The 17,006-nt window shown below is 61.3% G+C and carries 14 protein-coding genes; 5 read left to right on the top strand and 9 right to left on the bottom strand.

Annotation, left to right across the window (positions count from 1 at the left end; translation table 11 throughout):
* Positions 1-319: 319 nt before the first annotated feature.
* Both mprF and ACW9H9_RS20815 read left to right on the top strand, forming a co-directional pair.
* Complete coding sequence (gene mprF / locus ACW9H9_RS20810) at positions 320-2,962, top strand: bifunctional lysylphosphatidylglycerol flippase/synthetase MprF (protein ID WP_457345026.1); 2,643 nt, start codon at positions 320-322, stop codon at positions 2,960-2,962.
* Positions 2,962-4,248 carry a virulence factor family protein gene (locus tag ACW9H9_RS20815; RefSeq protein ID WP_457345027.1) on the top strand — a complete coding sequence of 429 codons (1,287 nt, stop codon included), beginning with the start codon at positions 2,962-2,964 and terminating at the stop codon, positions 4,246-4,248. The genes mprF and ACW9H9_RS20815 overlap by 1 nt, the downstream gene beginning before the upstream one ends.
* Before the next feature lie 98 nt (positions 4,249-4,346).
* Here the strand turns inward: ACW9H9_RS20815 and recJ are convergent, their stop codons facing one another.
* Together recJ and ACW9H9_RS20825 are read right to left on the bottom strand one after the other, a co-directional pair.
* Entirely contained in the window at positions 4,347-6,056 is a 1,710-nt protein-coding gene (recJ, locus tag ACW9H9_RS20820; RefSeq protein ID WP_457345028.1) for a single-stranded-DNA-specific exonuclease RecJ, read from the bottom strand.
* 71 nt (positions 6,057-6,127) lie between these two features.
* The gene (locus tag ACW9H9_RS20825; RefSeq protein ID WP_457345029.1) at positions 6,128-6,670 is read right to left on the bottom strand and encodes a YaeQ family protein; all 543 of its coding nucleotides are present in this window, start codon (positions 6,668-6,670) and stop codon (positions 6,128-6,130) included.
* Between the two features lie 146 nt (positions 6,671-6,816).
* Here ACW9H9_RS20825 and ACW9H9_RS20830 point away from each other — a divergent pair, with 146 nt between their 5' ends.
* Positions 6,817-8,016: a CaiB/BaiF CoA transferase family protein gene (locus tag ACW9H9_RS20830; RefSeq protein WP_457345030.1), complete on the top strand. Its 1,200-nt coding sequence runs from the start codon at positions 6,817-6,819 to the stop codon at positions 8,014-8,016.
* 552 nt (positions 8,017-8,568) lie between these two features.
* On the top strand, positions 8,569-10,233 hold the full coding sequence (locus ACW9H9_RS20835; protein WP_457345031.1) for a hypothetical protein: 1,665 nt from the start codon (positions 8,569-8,571) through the stop codon (positions 10,231-10,233).
* A 301-nt stretch (positions 10,234-10,534) separates the two neighbouring features.
* On the opposite strand, the gene ACW9H9_RS20840 is transcribed toward ACW9H9_RS20835, so the two are convergent.
* Complete coding sequence (locus ACW9H9_RS20840) at positions 10,535-10,819, bottom strand: DUF3509 domain-containing protein (protein WP_457345032.1); 285 nt, start codon at positions 10,817-10,819, stop codon at positions 10,535-10,537.
* Between the two features lie 312 nt (positions 10,820-11,131).
* Between ACW9H9_RS20840 and ACW9H9_RS20845 the strand changes: the two genes are divergently transcribed.
* A complete protein-coding gene (locus ACW9H9_RS20845) occupies positions 11,132-11,332 on the top strand; it encodes a hypothetical protein (protein ID WP_457345033.1) in 201 nt (66 codons plus the stop codon).
* An 80-nt stretch (positions 11,333-11,412) separates the two neighbouring features.
* On the opposite strand, the gene thrC is transcribed toward ACW9H9_RS20845, so the two are convergent.
* The 6 genes from thrC to rplS all read right to left on the bottom strand — a co-directional run bounded on the left by thrC (position 11,413) and on the right by rplS (position 16,991).
* Positions 11,413-12,822 carry a threonine synthase gene (gene thrC, locus ACW9H9_RS20850; protein ID WP_457345034.1) on the bottom strand — a complete coding sequence of 470 codons (1,410 nt, stop codon included), beginning with the start codon at positions 12,820-12,822 and terminating at the stop codon, positions 11,413-11,415.
* Positions 12,823-12,925: 103 nt separating this feature from the next.
* Positions 12,926-14,230: a homoserine dehydrogenase gene (locus tag ACW9H9_RS20855; protein WP_457345035.1), complete on the bottom strand. Its 1,305-nt coding sequence runs from the start codon at positions 14,228-14,230 to the stop codon at positions 12,926-12,928.
* A 75-nt stretch (positions 14,231-14,305) separates the two neighbouring features.
* Positions 14,306-15,037 (bottom strand): bifunctional protein-disulfide isomerase/oxidoreductase DsbC, encoded by a 732-nt coding sequence (gene dsbC / locus ACW9H9_RS20860; protein ID WP_457345036.1) that lies wholly within the window; start codon positions 15,035-15,037, stop codon positions 14,306-14,308.
* 153 nt (positions 15,038-15,190) lie between these two features.
* The gene (xerD, locus tag ACW9H9_RS20865) at positions 15,191-16,087 is read right to left on the bottom strand and encodes a site-specific tyrosine recombinase XerD (protein ID WP_457345037.1); all 897 of its coding nucleotides are present in this window, start codon (positions 16,085-16,087) and stop codon (positions 15,191-15,193) included.
* A gap of 56 nt (positions 16,088-16,143) precedes the next feature.
* Positions 16,144-16,557, bottom strand: coding sequence for an acyl-CoA thioesterase (locus tag ACW9H9_RS20870; RefSeq protein WP_457345038.1), 414 nt, complete (start codon positions 16,555-16,557; stop codon positions 16,144-16,146).
* Positions 16,558-16,640: 83 nt separating this feature from the next.
* Complete coding sequence (gene rplS / locus ACW9H9_RS20875; protein WP_003175895.1) at positions 16,641-16,991, bottom strand: 50S ribosomal protein L19; 351 nt, start codon at positions 16,989-16,991, stop codon at positions 16,641-16,643.
* Positions 16,992-17,006: the final 15 nt, after the last annotated feature.

The following is a 17,006-nucleotide window of genomic DNA, read 5'->3' on the forward strand; positions in this document are numbered from 1 at the left end:
CGTCGGGCTCATAACCCGAAGGTCGTCGGTTCAAATCCGGCTCCCGCAACCAAACGTCAAAAAAGGCTACTCGAAAGAGTGGCCTTTTTTGTATCCAGCGAAAAAGTTCTTTTGAAACAATGACATGACATCTTTCATGAAACCGTAAACGGTTTGTAGAGTCCATGTCATTGCAAGCTATGCTAAGCCTTCAACGACCAATGGGCGCCTGTCGCCGACCTCGGTGATACGCGGTAATATTTGTACTTATTTTGTCCATAGGGATTGGTAACTTGGCTGGATACCTCCATCCTGTCGCGCACAATCCACGAGGTGATTGATGCGCGCCAACTCGTCTGAACCACAAGACACCGTTACAGGGACACAACCGATCGCTCCCACCCGTTTGCGCTGGCTGGATCTGTTGAGTAAATACCGCCAACCCATCGGGCTGGCCGTCACGCTGTTGCTGTTTGCCATTGCCCTGGTTGCCTGTCGTCACCTGCTGAGCGAGCTGGACCTCTACGCCCTGCACGACTCGATTCTGGAAGTGCCCAAACCGTCCCTGCTCGGCGCGTTTGCCGCCGCCGTGGCCGGTTTCATCATTCTGCTGGGCTACGAGTTTTCCGGCGCCCGTTATGCCGGGGTGAAACTGCCCGCCAAAACGCTGGCCTATGGCGGCTTCACGGCGTTTGCCATCGGCAATGCGATTGGCCTGTCGATGCTGTCAGGCGGCTCGGTGCGTTACCGTTTATATGCACGTCACGGTGTGGGCGCCTCGGAAGTGGCCCACATGACCGTGTTCGCCAGCCTCGCCCTGGGTTGCGCACTGCCGCCGCTGGCTGCATTGGCCACTTTGAGCAACCTGCCTGCCGCCTCCACGGCCCTGCAATTGCCTGTCGGGCTGCTGGGGGGCGTCGCGGGCGCGATATTGCTGCTGACCGCCGTGCTGTGTATCGGCATCTACCGTCGTCGCCTGCCAGACCAGCCTTACCCCGACAACCTGCTGGTCAAGGCCGGGCGCCGCACGTTGCGCCTGCCGGGTCGGCGCCTGACCTTCCTGCAACTGATCATCACCGCCCTGGACGTCGCCGCTGCCGCCACCGTGCTGTATATGTTGCTGCCGGAAGCCCCGCCCTTTGGTCCGTTTTTGCTGGTGTACCTGCTCGCTCTCGCCGCAGGCGTACTCAGCCATGTACCGGGTGGCGTCGGTGTGTTCGAGGCCATTTTGCTCGCGGCATTCGCCGACAAGCTGGGCGCCGCGCCCCTGGCGGCCGCGCTGTTGCTGTACCGGATGATCTACGTGGTGCTGCCGCTGTTGATCGCCTGCATCTTTTTGCTGGTCAATGAAGCCCAGCGTCTGTTTCAGACCCAGAGCAGCCTGCGCGCCGCCTCGGGCCTGGCGGCACCGGTGCTGGCCGTGCTGGTTTTTTTGTCGGGCGTGGTCCTGCTGTTTTCCGGCGCCACGCCAGAAATCGACTCACGCCTGGAAAACATCGGCTTCCTGATCCCCCATCGCCTGATTGACGCCTCGCACTTCGGCGCCAGCCTGATCGGTGTGCTTTGCCTGTTGCTGGCCCAAGGCCTGCGCCGCCGCCTGTCGGCCGCGTGGATGCTGACCATGGTGCTGTTGCTGACTGGCGCGGTGCTGTCCCTACTCAAAGGCTTCGACTGGGAAGAAGCCAGCCTGATGACCCTGACCGCCGTGCTCCTGGCGATCTTCAGGCGTTCGTTCTACCGCGCCAGCCGCTTGACCGAGCTGCCGTTCTCGCCGCTGTACCTAGTGGCCAGTTTCTGTGTGCTCGGGGCTTCGATCTGGCTGCTGTTGTTCGCCTACCAGGACGTCCCCTACAGCCATCAGCTGTGGTGGCAGTTCACCCTGGACGCCAACGCGCCGCGCGGCCTGCGCTCGCTGCTGGGGGCTGCGGTGGTGCTGGTGGTGATCTCCCTGACCTGGCTGCTGCGCACCGCCCGCCCGGTCATCCACTTACCCACGCCCGACGAACTGGAACGCGCCAGTAAAGTGCTGATGGCCTCCTCACAACCCGACGGCGGCCTGGCCCTGACCGGTGACAAGGCGCTGCTGTTTCACCCCAACGACGAGGCGTTTCTGATGTACGCCCGTCGTGGTCGCAGCCTGGTGGCGCTCTACGACCCGATCGGCCCCACCCAACAACGCGCCGAAATGATCTGGCAGTTCCGCGACCTGTGCGACATCCACCACGCCCGGCCGGTGTTCTACCAAGTACGTGCCGAGAACCTGCCGTACTACATGGACATCGGCCTCACCGCGATCAAGCTCGGCGAAGAAGCCCGGGTGGACCTCAAGCGCTTTGACCTGGACGCCAAGGGCAAAGAGATGAAGGACCTGCGCTACACCTGGAACCGTGGCGGGCGTGATGGGCTGGCCCTGGAGATCTTCGAGCCCGGCCAGGCCCCGATGGATGAATTAAAAGTTATCTCGGACGCCTGGCTGACCGGTAAGAATGTGCGGGAAAAAGGCTTCTCCCTGGGACGATTCAGCGACGACTACCTCAAGCACTTTCGCATCGCGATCATTCGCTTCGAAGGGCACCCGGTTGCCTTCGCCAACCTGCTCGAGACGTACAACCACGACCTGGCCAGCCTCGACTTGATGCGCGCCCATCCGGACGCGCCAAAGCTGACCATGGAATTTATGATGGTCGGCTTGATTCAACACTACAAGACGCACGGCTACGCGCGCTTCAGCCTGGGCATGGTGCCGTTGTCGGGCCTGCAACCACGCCGTGGCGCACCCTTGACCCAACGCCTGGGCTCGATGGTGTTCCGCCGTGGCGAACAGCTGTATAACTTCCAAGGTTTGCGCCGCTTCAAAGACAAATTCCAGCCCGACTGGGAACCTCGTTATATGGCCGTGCCCGCGGGACTTGATCCGCTGGTGGCACTGGCCGATACCGCCGCCCTGATCGCGGGCGGCTTGACTGGATTGGTGAAACGCTGATGATTCGACGCTCCTGGCGGTACGTGTTGACCTTTGTAGTGCTGCTGGCCCTGATCCTGGGTGGCGGCTACTGGTTCTGGAACCGCCCTGCCCCACAGCCCACCCTGGAACAACTGCCGCAGGCGGACGGTTCGGTGATGACCCGCGTCACCCCGGGCACTACCGCCAAGGCCCGCGTTGCCGTCGCCGTGATGGCCGACGAAACCCTGACCGACGCCCAGCTGATCGCCCTGAGCCAGGGCGGCGCTGCCCAGATCGTCCAGGTGATCCTGCCCAAGGATGACTGCACGTTGCAGGAAAAAGCCTTGCAAAACGCCCTGGGCCAACTCAAGGGCCCGGCGACGCTGGTCAGCGGCATTGGCCCTGGCGCGGCGCTGGCATGGCGCTGGCTGGCCGCGCAGAACGACGACAAGGCCAACGCCATATCCGTCGGTTTCACGCTGGTGCAGGAAGGCTGCAAGGACCCGCTGCCGAAAACCTCCGCCCACGGCAACTGGCTGGTGGCATGGAACGACAACCCTGACGATGAAAGCGCCAGTTTCGTACGCGATACACCGCGCGCCACCACCAGCATCAGCGACTACGACATTCATTACCCCCAAGTACTGAACAACGAACTGCGCAAGCAACTGGTCGGTTCCGACAACGGCGGCCTGGCGATCCCGGTGGTGGAAGTGCCGGCCGGCCAGGCCAAAGACACCGTTACTCTGTTCCTGTCCGGCGACGGCGGCTGGCGTGACCTGGACCGCGACGTGGCGGGCGAAATGGCCAAGATCGGCTACCCGGTGGTCGGCATCGACACCCTGCGCTACTACTGGCAGCACAAGACCCCGGAACAAAGCGCCAAGGACCTCGCCGAGCTGATGCAGCACTACCGGCAGAAATGGGGCACCAAGCGCTTCGTACTGACCGGCTACTCCTTTGGCGCCGACGTACTGCCTGCCATCTACAACCGTCTGCCAGAGTCCGAGCAGCAACGTGTAGACGCAATTATCCTGCTGGCGTTTGCCCGCACCGGCAGCTTTGAGATCGAAGTGGAAGGCTGGCTGGGCAATGCCGGCAAAGAGGCCGCCACCGGCCCGGAAATGGCCAAGCTGCCCGCCGACAAGGTGGTGTGCATCTACGGCGCAGAAGAGGTCGACGAAAGCGGCTGCACCGACAAGACCGCAGTGGGTGAAGCCGTGAAGCTGCCGGGCGGCCATCACTTCGACGAAAACTACCCCGCGCTGGCCAAGCGCCTGGTCGACATCATCGACAAGCACCAGGGCAAGCCACAGGCTGAGTAAACCCCAGCCTTACGCAAGTAGGGCTTGCCTGCGATGGCATCGCAGGCAAGCCCGTTCTCCTTTAGCACTGGCGTGCAGGCCCGCCATGCGACAAGCGATTAACGCGGCTCGATGTGCGCAATCATCAGTTGCAGGGTTTCCTGGCCGCGAAACTCATTGACGTCCAGCTTGTAGGCCAACTCCACCCAGCGCACCGTCGGGTTTGGCCACACGTCACGGTCCACACCAAACGCAATCCCGTCCAGCTTCACCGTGCCGCACTCGCTCTTGAGCACCACCTTAAGGTGCCGCTCCCCCACCACGCGCTGCTCCACCAGTTGAAACACACCGTGAAACAACGGCTCGGGAAAGTGCTGACCCCAGGGCCCCGCATGACGCAGCGCACGGGCCAGTTCTAGGTGAAACTCTTCGACGGCCAGGGGGCCATCGGACAACAGCCGCCCAGTCAGGTCGTCTTCGCTCAGGTGCCGGCGCACCTCGGCATCAAAGGCTTCGGCGAACAGCGGGAAATGGGCCTCAGGCAACGTCAGGCCCGCCGCCATGGCGTGCCCACCGTATTTGGCGATCAGGTTGGGATGTTGGCTGGCAACCACCGCCAGCGCATCGCGGATATGAAAACCCGGCACCGAACGCCCGGAACCTTTAAGCAGGCCGTCTCCCGCGTCGGCAAAGGCGATGGTGGGGCGGAAATAACGCTCCTTCATGCGCGACGCCAGAATACCGATCACGCCTTGGTGCCACTGCGGGTCGAACAGGCAGAGCCCGTACGGCATCGACTCCACAGGCAGCTCTTTGAGCTGGGCCAGGGCCTCGCGCTGCATGCCTTGCTCGATGGACTTGCGGTCCTGGTTCATGCCGTCCAGTTGCGCGGCCATTTCCCGGGCCGCGGCAAAATCGCTGGTCAGCAAGCATTCGATGCCCAGGCTCATGTCGTCCAGGCGCCCTGCGGCGTTCAGGCGCGGCCCCAAGATAAAGCCCAGGTCGGTGGAGGTGATGCGGCTGGCGTCGCGCTTGGCGACTTCAAGAATCGCCTTGATCCCCGGCCGGGCCCGGCCAGCGCGGATACGCTCCAGGCCCTGGTGCACCAGGATGCGGTTGTTGGCATCCAGCGGCACCACGTCGGCCACGCTGCCCAGCGCCACCAGGTCCAGCAACTCACCGATGTTGGGCTGCGGCCGACTGTCGTACCAGCCCAGGCTGCGCAGGCGTGCGCGCAACGCCATCAACACATAAAAGATCACCCCCACACCGGCCAACGCCTTGCTCGGAAACTCACAGCCCGGCTGGTTAGGGTTGACGATGGCATCGGCCGCAGGCAAGTGATCGCCCGGCAAGTGGTGATCGGTGACCAGCACCGTGAGCCCCGCCGCCTTGGCCGCCGCCACGCCTTCGACACTGGAAATGCCGTTGTCCACGGTGATCAGCAACTGTGGCTCGCGCTGCAGGGCCACCGCGACGATTTCCGGGGTGAGGCCATAACCGTATTCAAAACGGTTGGGCACCAGGTAATCGACATGAGCCGCCCCCAGCAAACGCAAGCCCAAGGTGCCCACGGCACTGGCCGTGGCGCCGTCGGCATCGAAGTCACCGACAATCAGGATGCGCTGACGCCGCTCGAGCGCCGTCACCAGCAAATCCACGGCCGCGTCGATGCCTTTGAGCTGCTGATACGGAATCAGCCGCGCCAGGCTTTTATCCAACTCGTCCTGCGACTGCACCCCGCGCGCGGCATAAAGACGGGTCAACAGGGGCGGCAGTTCACCCAGGAACGGCAAGGGGGCGGGCACGGAACGAAGATCAATATGCATGGGACGCAGGACAATTCTCGGTAGGGGGACGGCAAGCGGCGAGTTTGAAGCGTGAAACTTTCAACAACAACCTAGCCGCGCTCGCCCGCCAACCACTCCAGTTGCACTTCATGCTGGCCACGGTCGTCGGTCACGAAGATCGTGCCTTCGCTGATCATCACATCCCACTTGATCACCCGCGGCATGTCCTTGGCCAGGGTTTCCAGCACGTCTTGCGGGACGGCGGCGATGTTGACGTTTTTCAGGTTCTTGGCCACCGGGACCACTTTGCCTTCCCACACTCGCAGGCTGCCATAGGCCAGCAAACTGGTGCGTTCGGTGCGACGGGAGCACCAGGTCAGGCGGTCTGCGTCCGGCTGGCCGACTTCGATCCAGTGCAGCACACGGTCATCCAGGCTTTTTTCCCACAGGGCTGGCTCGTCTACATCCGACAGACCACGACCAAAAGACAACTGTTCGTTGTACCAGAGGGCGTAGGCCAGCAAACGCACGGTCATGCGCTCTTCGGTTTCCGAAGGGTGACGGGCAATGGTCTGCTTGACGCTCTCGTACACCGAGCGGTCGAGGTCGGTGAGGTTGAGTTCAAATTTGTAGGTCGTGGACGGCTGGGCCATGGACGGGCTTCTAAAGACAGGAAAAGGCGGCCAGTCTAACCGATGGCGCCAACAATCACCGAATCCTGCGCGGCATCATCCTTATCCCTTGCCCGGTCGCCTATGTTAAAAGGCATGACTGACCTGCCCCGCGCTCAAGGATTCCCATGTCGTTTACCGCCAAACCGCTTGCCGGCCTTAAAGTCATTGAACTCGGCACACTGATCGCCGGCCCCTTCGCATCGCGCATTTGCGCCGAATTTGGCGCCGAGGTGATCAAGGTCGAATCCCCGGACGGCGGCGATCCGCTGCGCAAGTGGCGCAAGTTGTATGAAGGCACGTCGCTGTGGTGGTTTGTGCAGGCGCGTAACAAGAAGTCGCTGACGCTGAACCTCAAGCACCCCGACGGCCTGGCAATCCTCAAACAGTTATTGGCAGACGCCGACATCTTGATCGAGAACTTTCGCCCAGGCGTGTTGGAAAAGCTCGGCCTGTCGTGGGAAACCTTACACGCGCTAAACCCCAAACTGGTGATGGTGCGGCTCTCCGGCTTTGGCCAGACCGGGCCCATGAAGGACCAGCCGGGGTTTGGCGCGGTGGGTGAGTCGATGGGCGGGTTGCGCTACATCACCGGGTTTGAAGACCGCCCGCCAGTGCGCACCGGGATTTCCATTGGGGACTCCATTGCCGCCCTGTGGGCGGTGATCGGCGCACTGATGGCCTTGCGTCACCGGGAGGTGAACGGCGGCCTCGGCCAAGTGGTGGATGTGGCGCTGTATGAAGCCATCTTCGCCATGATGGAAAGCATGATCCCGGAGTTCGACGTGTTTGGTTTTATCCGCGAGCGCACCGGCAACATCATGCCGGGTATCACACCCTCGTCGATCCACACCAGCGCCGACGGCAAGCATGTGCAAATCGGCGCCAATGGCGATGCGATCTTCAAGCGCTTCATGCTCGCCATTGGCCGCGAAGACCTGGCCAACGATCCGACGCTTGCCAGCAACGATGGCCGCGACAGCCGACGCGACGAGCTGTATGGGGTGATCGATCGCTGGGTCAATTCCCTGCCGCTTGCGCAGGTGGTCGAACGCTTGAACGAAGCGGACGTGCCTGCCAGCCGGATCTACAGCGCCGAAGACATGCTCGGCGACCCCCAGTTTCTCGCGCGGGAAATGTTCCTCCAGGCCCAATTGCCCGGCGGCAAAGACTTCAAGATGCCGGGCATCGTGCCCAAGCTCTCCGACACGCCCGGGAGCTGTGAATGGGTGGGGCCACAATTGGGCGAGCACAACAGCCTGGTGTTGGACGCGCTGGGCTACGACGCCGCCACGATTGCCCGCCTGCGCGAGGCCGGTGCGATCTGATGACGGGCTGGCGTCTGCGGCGCCTGTGCCTGACCGGCCCTTTAAGGACTGCTGCAGGGACGAGGTGCTGGCGCACATGGCCTTCCCCATCGCACAGGTAGCCGCTTCACAGCACCGATCCGCTGGAGAGATTGAACGCCGAGATCAAGTGCCGCCAGTGCTCAAGGCCATGAGCTATCGCGCAACCGCAGTCGAAACCGACCCACAGCCACCCAGAGCATTCTCCCTGGGATAACCCCATTGCGGTTCCTTCCAATCATGTTGGCCAGGAACCGAATGCCCCCACGCCTCCACTCATTGATTTGGCCCGAGACTCTTGGAGGAACGCCTTTGCCTTTAGCCCCCTCCTTGCTCAGCCTCGGCTGCCCCCCCCGCAGCCACACCGCTACACACCCTGCGCCCTGGGAAGAGCATCGCCGAGGCCCCGCGCCCATCGCCGTGCTTGGCGTGGCCCCCCCTGGTCACAGCTGCCCGGCACGAGCACGCCGATACTTTCATGACCACGCTTAACCCGCAGGCAACATTTTCCGTACTCAACAATGGAATGACCCTATGGCTTTTACCACGCAACTTTCGCCCCTTGCCGGCACCCCGAGCCTGTACAACACCGGCGACCCGAACCATCGCGTGCCGATCTATAAGGTGGCCAGCCAGCCCGGCACCTGGAACAAGGACAGCGTAAGAAAAGTATCCCACCGGGAAATGGATGCATTGCTGGTGGCCAACCAGGCGATCGACGATACCTGGAAGATTCTCAACCGGGGCTCTGGCAACCAGCAACGGCACATGATCAGCACAGAGGCAGACTCATTCAAGCGCACGACCATGTTGCGAGTCGAGACTCAAGCGCAGGGCAACACCCCGATCGAGACAGCGCGCACCGCCGCGCGCTTTGCCGCCGGCAACTGCGGGGAAATGGCCGCCGTTTGCGCCTTGCTCGCCACCAGCACAGGGATCAACCAACCCGTCTCGCTGCTCAGCTCAAGCATTTACGACCACGCTGTCGCAGAAATCGGCGACCGCCGCATGACCGACAAAACCATTATTGTGGACGCCTGGCCGGACTTCGGCCGCGCCATTCGCAGAAAAGACTTCACCCTGCTGGGTGACAACCCGGACATCCAGCACACCTACGCCCCCCAGCCTGCGCAACCGCAAGAGCGCACACGATTGCTGTACGACAACAAAGTGTCCCAGAAGCAGATCGACACTGATTTCGCCAAGCTCTACCCCAAGCTGCCCAAGAACGGCAAAAAATTGCAGGAGCACGTGCAACGCCAGAAGCCCGGATATGCGCAGCAACACGGGGCCAAAAATCTCAAACTGCGTTACGAGGGTGAAAACAGCCAGGGCGTCTTCCACCAGGTGGATCTCAATCTCACCGAAGCGCAGTTCAAGCAACGCTTGATCCAGTTGGGGCTGGACCCGAAAACCGGCAAGCCGACGCCCGGTAACCGTCGCCCCCCAAGCACGCCAATGGATGCCATGAAACGCGTCATTGGCAAAGTACGCGCCCGCACGGCCTCCATGAGCGCCGCCACTTCCCCTCCGATCACCGTACCGTGGACTGCACCGCCGAGGCCGATAGCCGACGGCCCGCGCTGGGGCGCAGAGCCGCCCCGCCCGTTCATCCCCCCTATGGCTGCCGAGTTTCCACGCCTGGTTATTCCACCGATGACCACGGAGTTCCCACGCCCGTTCATTCCACCAATGACCACGGAGTTCCACCGTCCGGTCATTCCACCGATGACCATGGAGTTCCCACGCCCGGTCATTCCACCGATGACCATGGAGTTTCCACGTCCGGTCATTCCACCGATGAGCATGGAGTTCCCGCGTCCGCTCATTCCACCGAGGACGACGGAATATGTACGCCCGCGCCACACTTCCATGAGCGCCGCCGACAGTTCACGCCGCCCCACTCAGCCGCGCATGCCTGCACCGCCGGTCGAGCCCCGCGGCCGTACAGCCGCCACCGACATGCGAATGCCACGCGAAGAGCGCCGACGCACGCCCTCTGCTGCTCCACTTCCCCGTCCGTCCACCGCCACGGCAGCCAGGGGCACAACTCGCACGACGGCCGAGGCATCGACGTCGCGAACCCCACGCCACGCTTCCCGTGAAAGGCATCGCCTGGCCACCGCCACCCGGATCGAGCATGCCGACTCATTCATCCTGACCATGCGCCGCCTCCCTACGCGTGATGACCGGTACTGATCGGCGTTGACTAAAAAGCCACTCATTGAGTGGCTTTTTTTGTGGTGAAACCGGCAACGGCTGGCGCGGCAATCGGTCAAACTCGGCTTGATCCTCGAGCATATTTTTTTGAGGGCACACCGGACCGCCGACAAATCGCAGGCAAAAAGAAACCCCGAGCAGTGGGGAGACAACTCGGGGTTAAACATGGCCTACAAAGACCAGTACAACGAGCTACAAGCACCGGAGCACAATGCTTGATCCCGTTGTTATAAGGTCTGACTCAAAAGACTGTAGGAAGGTTCCCAACAAAAAATTTTCTTCATGCATGCACGGCCGCACGAGTCAGCGCTGCATTGCGCATAGCCGCCATGACAGAGGGCTCCAGGCGCCCCTCGGCAATCATCAGGTCACGGTGCAAACAATCCACGACATCCACCAACGCGCGTTTATCGATCAACTGCGCCTGGTCCACCTCACGCTCCACCACGATGGCGCCAGCGGGGTTTTTCACAGTCACCAGGCAGTCGCCCTGGACACCCGAGGGGGTCAGCGTGACCTCATAAGGGCTCAGTGCTTCACCGAGCAACAGGCTGATACTTTCCATCTCGGTCACCCTTCAATAGTTCGAAAACAATCGTGTAAACGGGAACTGCATCTACCTTAAGTGACTACTTGGCGCGTAGGAAAGTTCGCCTTTTCATCATTCGGGGCGTTCGGGGCAGTGACTTGTCGAGCATGCACTTGCAACATGACAAGCAAAAAACGCTAGGACATAAACGTTTACGCATTAACCGGCCACCGGGCAGTTTCTCGAGCAGGGATGCCGATGCCGAATCCTATAATCGCCCAGCGCTGACCACGCTGCCACGCGCAAAAAAGCGCCGATCAAAAGGCCCCACGGCAAAGGATGAACACCATGCTGGAACACACGAAAGAGCAGGCCGCGCTGGAAAAAATTCACGCTGATATTTCACGCCTCTACGCAGAGCAACGAAAACTCAATGCAGAGTCCCACAAGATCACCCGCGAAAATTTCTGGTATCCCGTAGGCATTGCCATCGGCTTCTTTACCGCTGTCGGCACCGTCATGATCGTGGCGCAAAAACTCCTCATGTAGACGGCCACCCGGTCGGGCCCGCCAAAAAAAACGCCGCTGCCCCAGGAAGGGAAAGCGGCGTTTTCTTACACGCTATTGGATTACAACGGCTTGCCCCGATTACCGTGCTGGCTCACAAACGCCTGCACTGCTTTCAGATCATTGGCCAACACCGTGCAACGCTCCTGGCGCTCAAACAGGTCTGCCAGATGCGGTGGCAGTTCCAACGCCTTGCCAACGCCTGCCGTTTCCACTGCTTGCGGAAACTTGACCGGGTGCGCAGTGCCCAGAATCACCATCGGGGTGTCCAGGCTGCGACGGCATTCGCGTGCGGCCTTGACGCCAATGGCGGTGTGCGGGTCCAGCAGTTCGCCGGTTTGGGCGTAGACCTGGGCAATGGTTTCGCAGGTCTGCGCGTCGTCCACGGCCAGGGAGTCAAACAGCTTGCGGGTTTCGGTCCAGCGTTCCTGATCGACGCTCAAACCGCCGCCGCTCTTGAAGCTGTTCATCAACTCGGCCAGGGCTGCGCCGTTGCGACCGTGCATGTCGAACAGCAGGCGCTCGAAGTTGGACGACACCATGATGTCCATCGACGGCGACAGCGTGGCGTGCAGGGTTTCCTTGACGTACTGGTTGCCGCTCATGAAGCGGTGCAGGATGTCGTTGCGGTTGGTTGCCACGATCAACTGGTTGATCGGCAGGCCCATGTTACGGGCCAGGTAACCTGCGAAGATGTCGCCGAAGTTGCCGGTTGGCACCGAGAACGACACCGAGCGCGCCGGGCCACCCAACTGCAGGGCTGCGTGGAAGTAGTAGACGATCTGGGCCATGATCCGCGCCCAGTTGATCGAGTTCACGGCCACCAGGCGGGTGCCCTTCAGGAAGCCCTGGTCGGCGAAGCTCGCCTTGACCATTTCCTGGCAGTCGTCGAAGTTGCCTTCGATGGCGATGTTATGGATGTTCTCGCCAAAGATAGTGGTCATCTGGCGACGCTGCACTTCCGACACACGGTTGTGCGGGTGCAGGATGAAGATATCGACGTTTTCGCAGTGCTTGCACCCTTCGATGGCCGCCGAGCCCGTATCCCCGGACGTGGCGCCAATGATCACCACGCGCTCGCCGCGCTTTTCCAGCACGTAGTCGAGCAGGCGACCCAGCAATTGCAGGGCGAAGTCCTTGAACGCCAGGGTCGGGCCGTGGAACAGCTCCAGTACCCACTCATTGCTGTTCAACTGACGCAGCGGGGCGATGGCGTTGTGGGAAAACACGCCGTAGGTTTCTTCCAGGATCTTTTTGAAGTCCGCATCCGGAATGCTGCCAGTGACGAACGGGCGCATCACCCGGAAGGCCAGTTCGTGGTACGGCAAGCCGGCCCAGGAGGCAATTTCTTCCTGGGTAAAGCGCGGCAGGTTTTCCGGCACATACAGGCCGCCGTCGGTGGCAAGCCCGGCCAGCAGGACGTCTTCGAAATTCAGGGCCGGTGCCTGGCCGCGAGTGCTGATGTAACGCATGAGGGCAAACCTTTGGTTTGGGCTTCAAGCGCCAAGCTGCAAGCCCCAAGTAAAAGCCGATTCGCTTTGACTTGCCGCCTGCCGCCTGCCGCTTGCAGCTGAATTAATTCAAATGTTCTACGCGAATACGGACCACCGGCCCCACCACACCCTGAAGAGCTTCAAGGGCGCGAATGGCATCGTTGATGTGCTGTTCCAGCACACGGTGGGTCAACAGGATCATGGGCACCAGGCCGTCTTGTTCTTCGACTTCCTTCTGCATGATCGATTCAATGTTGATGCCACGCTCCGACAGGATGCTGGCCACCTGGGCCAATACGCCCGGGTGGTCCTTGGCCTGAATGCGCAGGTAGTAGGCACTTTCGCAGGCTTCGATCGGCAAAATCGGGTGGGCCGAGAGCGAGTCCGGCTGGAAAGCCAGGTGCGGTACGCGATTTTCCGGGTCGCTGGTCATGGCGCGAACCACGTCCACGAGGTCTGCGACCACCGACGATGCGGTCGGCTCCATACCGGCGCCAGCGCCGTAGAACAGGGTGGAACCTGCGGCGTCGCCGTTGACCATCACCGCGTTCATCACGCCGTTGACGTTGGCGATCAGGCGGTCAGCCGGGATCAGCGTAGGGTGTACGCGCAACTCGATACCGGCCGCAGTGCTGCGGGCAACACCCAGGTGCTTGATGCGGTAGCCCAGGGCTTCGGCGTAATTCACGTCAGCGGTGGTCAGCTGGGTGATGCCTTCGGTGTAGGCCTTGTCGAATTGCAGCGGAATACCAAAGGCGATCGAGGCCAGGATGGTCAGTTTGTGCGCGGCGTCGATGCCTTCCACGTCGAACGTCGGATCGGCTTCGGCGTAGCCCAGCGCCTGGGCTTCGGCCAGCACGTCTTCAAAGGTACGGCCTTTCTCGCGCATTTCGGTGAGGATGAAGTTACCGGTGCCGTTGATGATCCCGGCCACCCAGTTGATGCGGTTGGCAGACAAGCCCTCACGGATCGCCTTGATCACCGGGATACCGCCCGCCACGGCCGCTTCGAACGCGACGATCACGCCTTTCTCACGGGCCTTGGCGAAGATTTCGTTGCCGTGCACCGCAATCAGCGCCTTGTTGGCGGTGACCACGTGCTTGCCGTTTTCGATGGCCTTGAGGACCAGGTCGCGCGCAACGGTATAACCGCCCACCAGCTCGATCACGATATCGATTTCAGGGTTGGTGGCTACATCGAAGACATCGTTGGTAATCGCAATACCGGTCGTCTGGAACTGAGGCTTTGGCGAACGCGTGGCAATTTGCGCCACTTCAATCCCACGCCCTGCGCGGCGGGAAATTTCTTCAGCGTTACGCTGAAGTACGTTGAAGGTGCCGCCACCGACGGTCCCTAAACCACAGATGCCTACTTTGACCGGTTTCACTGCAGAACTCCCCATGAAACGGCCGACTTCACGCCGGCCGTTGAAAACAGCCGCACAACTGCGGCGCTTTAATGTTTATTTGGCACTCAAGGCCAGTTTCGCGACTTGCGGTGCAGGCTGGTAGCCCGGAATTACCTGACCATCCGCCAAAACGATCGCCGGTGTACCGTTCACGCCTATTGACTGGCCCAGGGCGAACTGTTTGGAAACCGGGTTGGCGCACTTGGCGGCCTTGATTTCCTTGCCGTCGACCATCTTGTCCATCGCCGATTTCTTGTCGGCTGAGCACCACACGGCCTGCAACTGCTCGTCACCCGGCGAACCCAGGCCCTGGCGCGGGAACGCGACGTAGCGCACTTCGACACCCATCTTGTTCAGCTCGGGCACTTCGGCGTGCAGCTTGTGGCAGTACGGGCAGGTGGTGTCGGTAAAGACGGTGATGTGGGTCTTGGTTTCGCCGATAGCCGGGTACACCACGGTTTCTGCCACGGGAATACCGTTGATCAACTTGGACACGCCCAGGCGCTCGGCCTTTTCGGTCAGGTTGACGGGCTTGCCGTCTTTCAACTGGAACAGGTAGCCCTGGACGACGTACTGGCCGTCGGCGCTGGCATACAGCACGCGGCTGCCCTTGAGCTTGACTTCGTACAGGCCGGCCATGGGGCTTGCGCTGATGCTTTCGATCGGGGTGTCGAGCTTGAGGTTGTCCAGGCTCTGGCGAATGGCTTTCTCGGCCGCGTCATCGGCGGCGGCAAACGTTGAGACCAACGCAAGGGCTGCGGCGGCAATAATCTGGGTCAAGCGCATGGGAACTCCTGAAGGCAGAGGCAGGGACGGGAGCAGGTACACCGATCTGGAACACGGGTTGGGGCCGTCCCCTTTGCGAACCGGCAAAGCCTACCACAGTTGGGCCGCCGGGCAGCCCGTGGCACGGGTAATTTGGCCATTTAGCGCAGGTTTTCAGCCACGCGGGTGATGCTTGGCATGCAGGTCCTGCAAACGCGCCCGGGCGACGTGGGTGTAGATCTGCGTGGTGGACAAATCACTGTGCCCCAACAACATCTGCACCACGCGCAAATCGGCGCCGTGATTGAGCAAATGCGTGGCAAATGCGTGGCGCAAGGTGTGAGGCGACAGCGACTTGCCGATCCCGGCCACCTTGGCCTGATGCTTGATGCGGTGCCAAAAGGTCTGCCGGGTCATCTGCTCGCCGCGCAGGCTGGGAAACAGCACATCGCTGGGGCGCCCGCCGAGCAGCTCGCTGCGGGCGTCGCGCAGGTACCGCTCGACCCAGACAATAGCCTCCTCCCCCATCGGCACCAGGCGCTCCTTGCTGCCCTTGCCCATGACCCGCAACACGCCCTGACGCAGGTTGACCTGCTCCAGCGTGAGGCTGATCAGCTCGGTAACGCGCAGGCCACAGGCGTAGAGCACCTCGAGCATGGCGCGGTCGCGCTGGCCGATGGCGTCACCCAGGTCCGGAGCAGCCAGCAACGCTTCGACGTCGGCTTCCGACAAGGACTTGGGCAACGGCCGACCCAGCTGGGGCATGTCGACTTGCAGGGTGGGGTCTACAGCAATCAGCTTTTCGCGCAGCAGATACCGATAAAACCCACGCAGCCCCGAGAGAAAACGCGCCGTAGAACGGGGCTTGTAGTGCTGCTCCAGGCGCCAGGCCAGGTGATCAAGGATCAAGTCTCGACCCGCACTGACCAGCTCCAGGTGCTTTTCCTGAAGCCAGCCATTGAACAGCGCCAGGTCGCTGCGATAAGACTGGCGGGTGTTGTCCGACAGGCCCTTTTCTAGCCAGAGGGCGTCGAGGAAACGGTCGATCAAGGGGTGGTCAATAGCAGGCATGGGAACTGGGGCACCTTCGTCAAGCGGCAGAGGGAGACTATCGCAGGCAGGCCCGATCAGTCAGCAAAACCCGGCAGCACCGGCACCGGCCGTTTGTCCGCATCAATCGCCACAAAGCTGAACACACCCTGGATCGCCTTTTCCCGACCATCACTGCTCATGCTTTCGACAAACACTTCAACCTCGACCTTGAGGCTGGTATTGCCCACCTTCACCACCCGCCCGATCAGCTCGACGATCGATCCGGCCGGTATCGCGTGATTGAAATCGATACGGTCGGTGGACACCGTCACCAGCGGCAGCCGACAGAAACGGGTCGCCGTGATGAACGACACTTCGTCCATCCACGCCAGCGCTGTGCCGCCAAACAAGGTGTTGTGGTGGTTGGTGGTGGGCGGGAACACCGCCTTGGTCACATGGGTCACGGACAGGTCGGTACGGCGCTGGATTTCTTCGAGGCGGGTGGTCATGTGGGATACCGGAACAGGGAATAAATTTCAGACAACAAAAAAGCAGCCCGGAGGCTGCTTTTTTCTGCATCGGGAAGCTGGACTTAAGCCAGTTTTTCCTTGATGCGCGCTGCTTTACCGGACAGGTCACGCAGGTAGTACAGCTTGGCTTTACGCACGTCACCACGACGTTTCACGGCCATGCTGTCGATTTGCGGGCTGTAGGTCTGGAAAGTACGCTCAACGCCAACACCGTTGGAGATTTTACGAACAGTGAAAGCACTGTTCACACCACGGTTACGCTTGGCAATTACCACGCCTTCGAACGCCTGCAGACGCGAACGGTCGCCTTCCTTCACTTTCACCTGAACGACAATGGTGTCGCCCGGGGCAAAGGTAGGGATCTCTTTGGTCATCTGCTCTGCTTCGAGTGCAAGGATGATTTTGTTAGTCATGCTGTGCTCCTAAGA

This window comes from Pseudomonas sp. SDO5215_S409 (assembly GCF_054071325.1).

Excerpts from the sequence above, each read along its gene's own strand:
- ACW9H9_RS20835 (WP_457345031.1), top strand. The coding sequence starts at position 8,569 with ATGGCTTTTACCACGCAACTTTCGCCCCTTGCCGGCACCCCGAGCCTG.
- ACW9H9_RS20825 (WP_457345029.1), bottom strand. The coding sequence starts at position 6,670 with ATGGCCCAGCCGTCCACGACCTACAAATTTGAACTCAACCTCACCGAC.
- ACW9H9_RS20840 (WP_457345032.1), bottom strand. The coding sequence starts at position 10,819 with ATGGAAAGTATCAGCCTGTTGCTCGGTGAAGCACTGAGCCCTTATGAG.
- ACW9H9_RS20830 (WP_457345030.1), top strand. The coding sequence starts at position 6,817 with ATGTCGTTTACCGCCAAACCGCTTGCCGGCCTTAAAGTCATTGAACTC.
- mprF (WP_457345026.1), top strand. The coding sequence starts at position 320 with ATGCGCGCCAACTCGTCTGAACCACAAGACACCGTTACAGGGACACAA.
- ACW9H9_RS20870 (WP_457345038.1), bottom strand. The coding sequence starts at position 16,557 with ATGACCACCCGCCTCGAAGAAATCCAGCGCCGTACCGACCTGTCCGTG.
- thrC (WP_457345034.1), bottom strand. The coding sequence starts at position 12,822 with ATGCGTTACATCAGCACTCGCGGCCAGGCACCGGCCCTGAATTTCGAA.
- recJ (WP_457345028.1), bottom strand. The coding sequence starts at position 6,056 with ATGCATATTGATCTTCGTTCCGTGCCCGCCCCCTTGCCGTTCCTGGGT.
- xerD (WP_457345037.1), bottom strand. The coding sequence starts at position 16,087 with ATGCCTGCTATTGACCACCCCTTGATCGACCGTTTCCTCGACGCCCTC.
- rplS (WP_003175895.1), bottom strand. The coding sequence starts at position 16,991 with ATGACTAACAAAATCATCCTTGCACTCGAAGCAGAGCAGATGACCAAA.
- dsbC (WP_457345036.1), bottom strand. The coding sequence starts at position 15,037 with ATGCGCTTGACCCAGATTATTGCCGCCGCAGCCCTTGCGTTGGTCTCA.
- ACW9H9_RS20845 (WP_457345033.1), top strand. The coding sequence starts at position 11,132 with ATGCTGGAACACACGAAAGAGCAGGCCGCGCTGGAAAAAATTCACGCT.
- ACW9H9_RS20815 (WP_457345027.1), top strand. The coding sequence starts at position 2,962 with ATGATTCGACGCTCCTGGCGGTACGTGTTGACCTTTGTAGTGCTGCTG.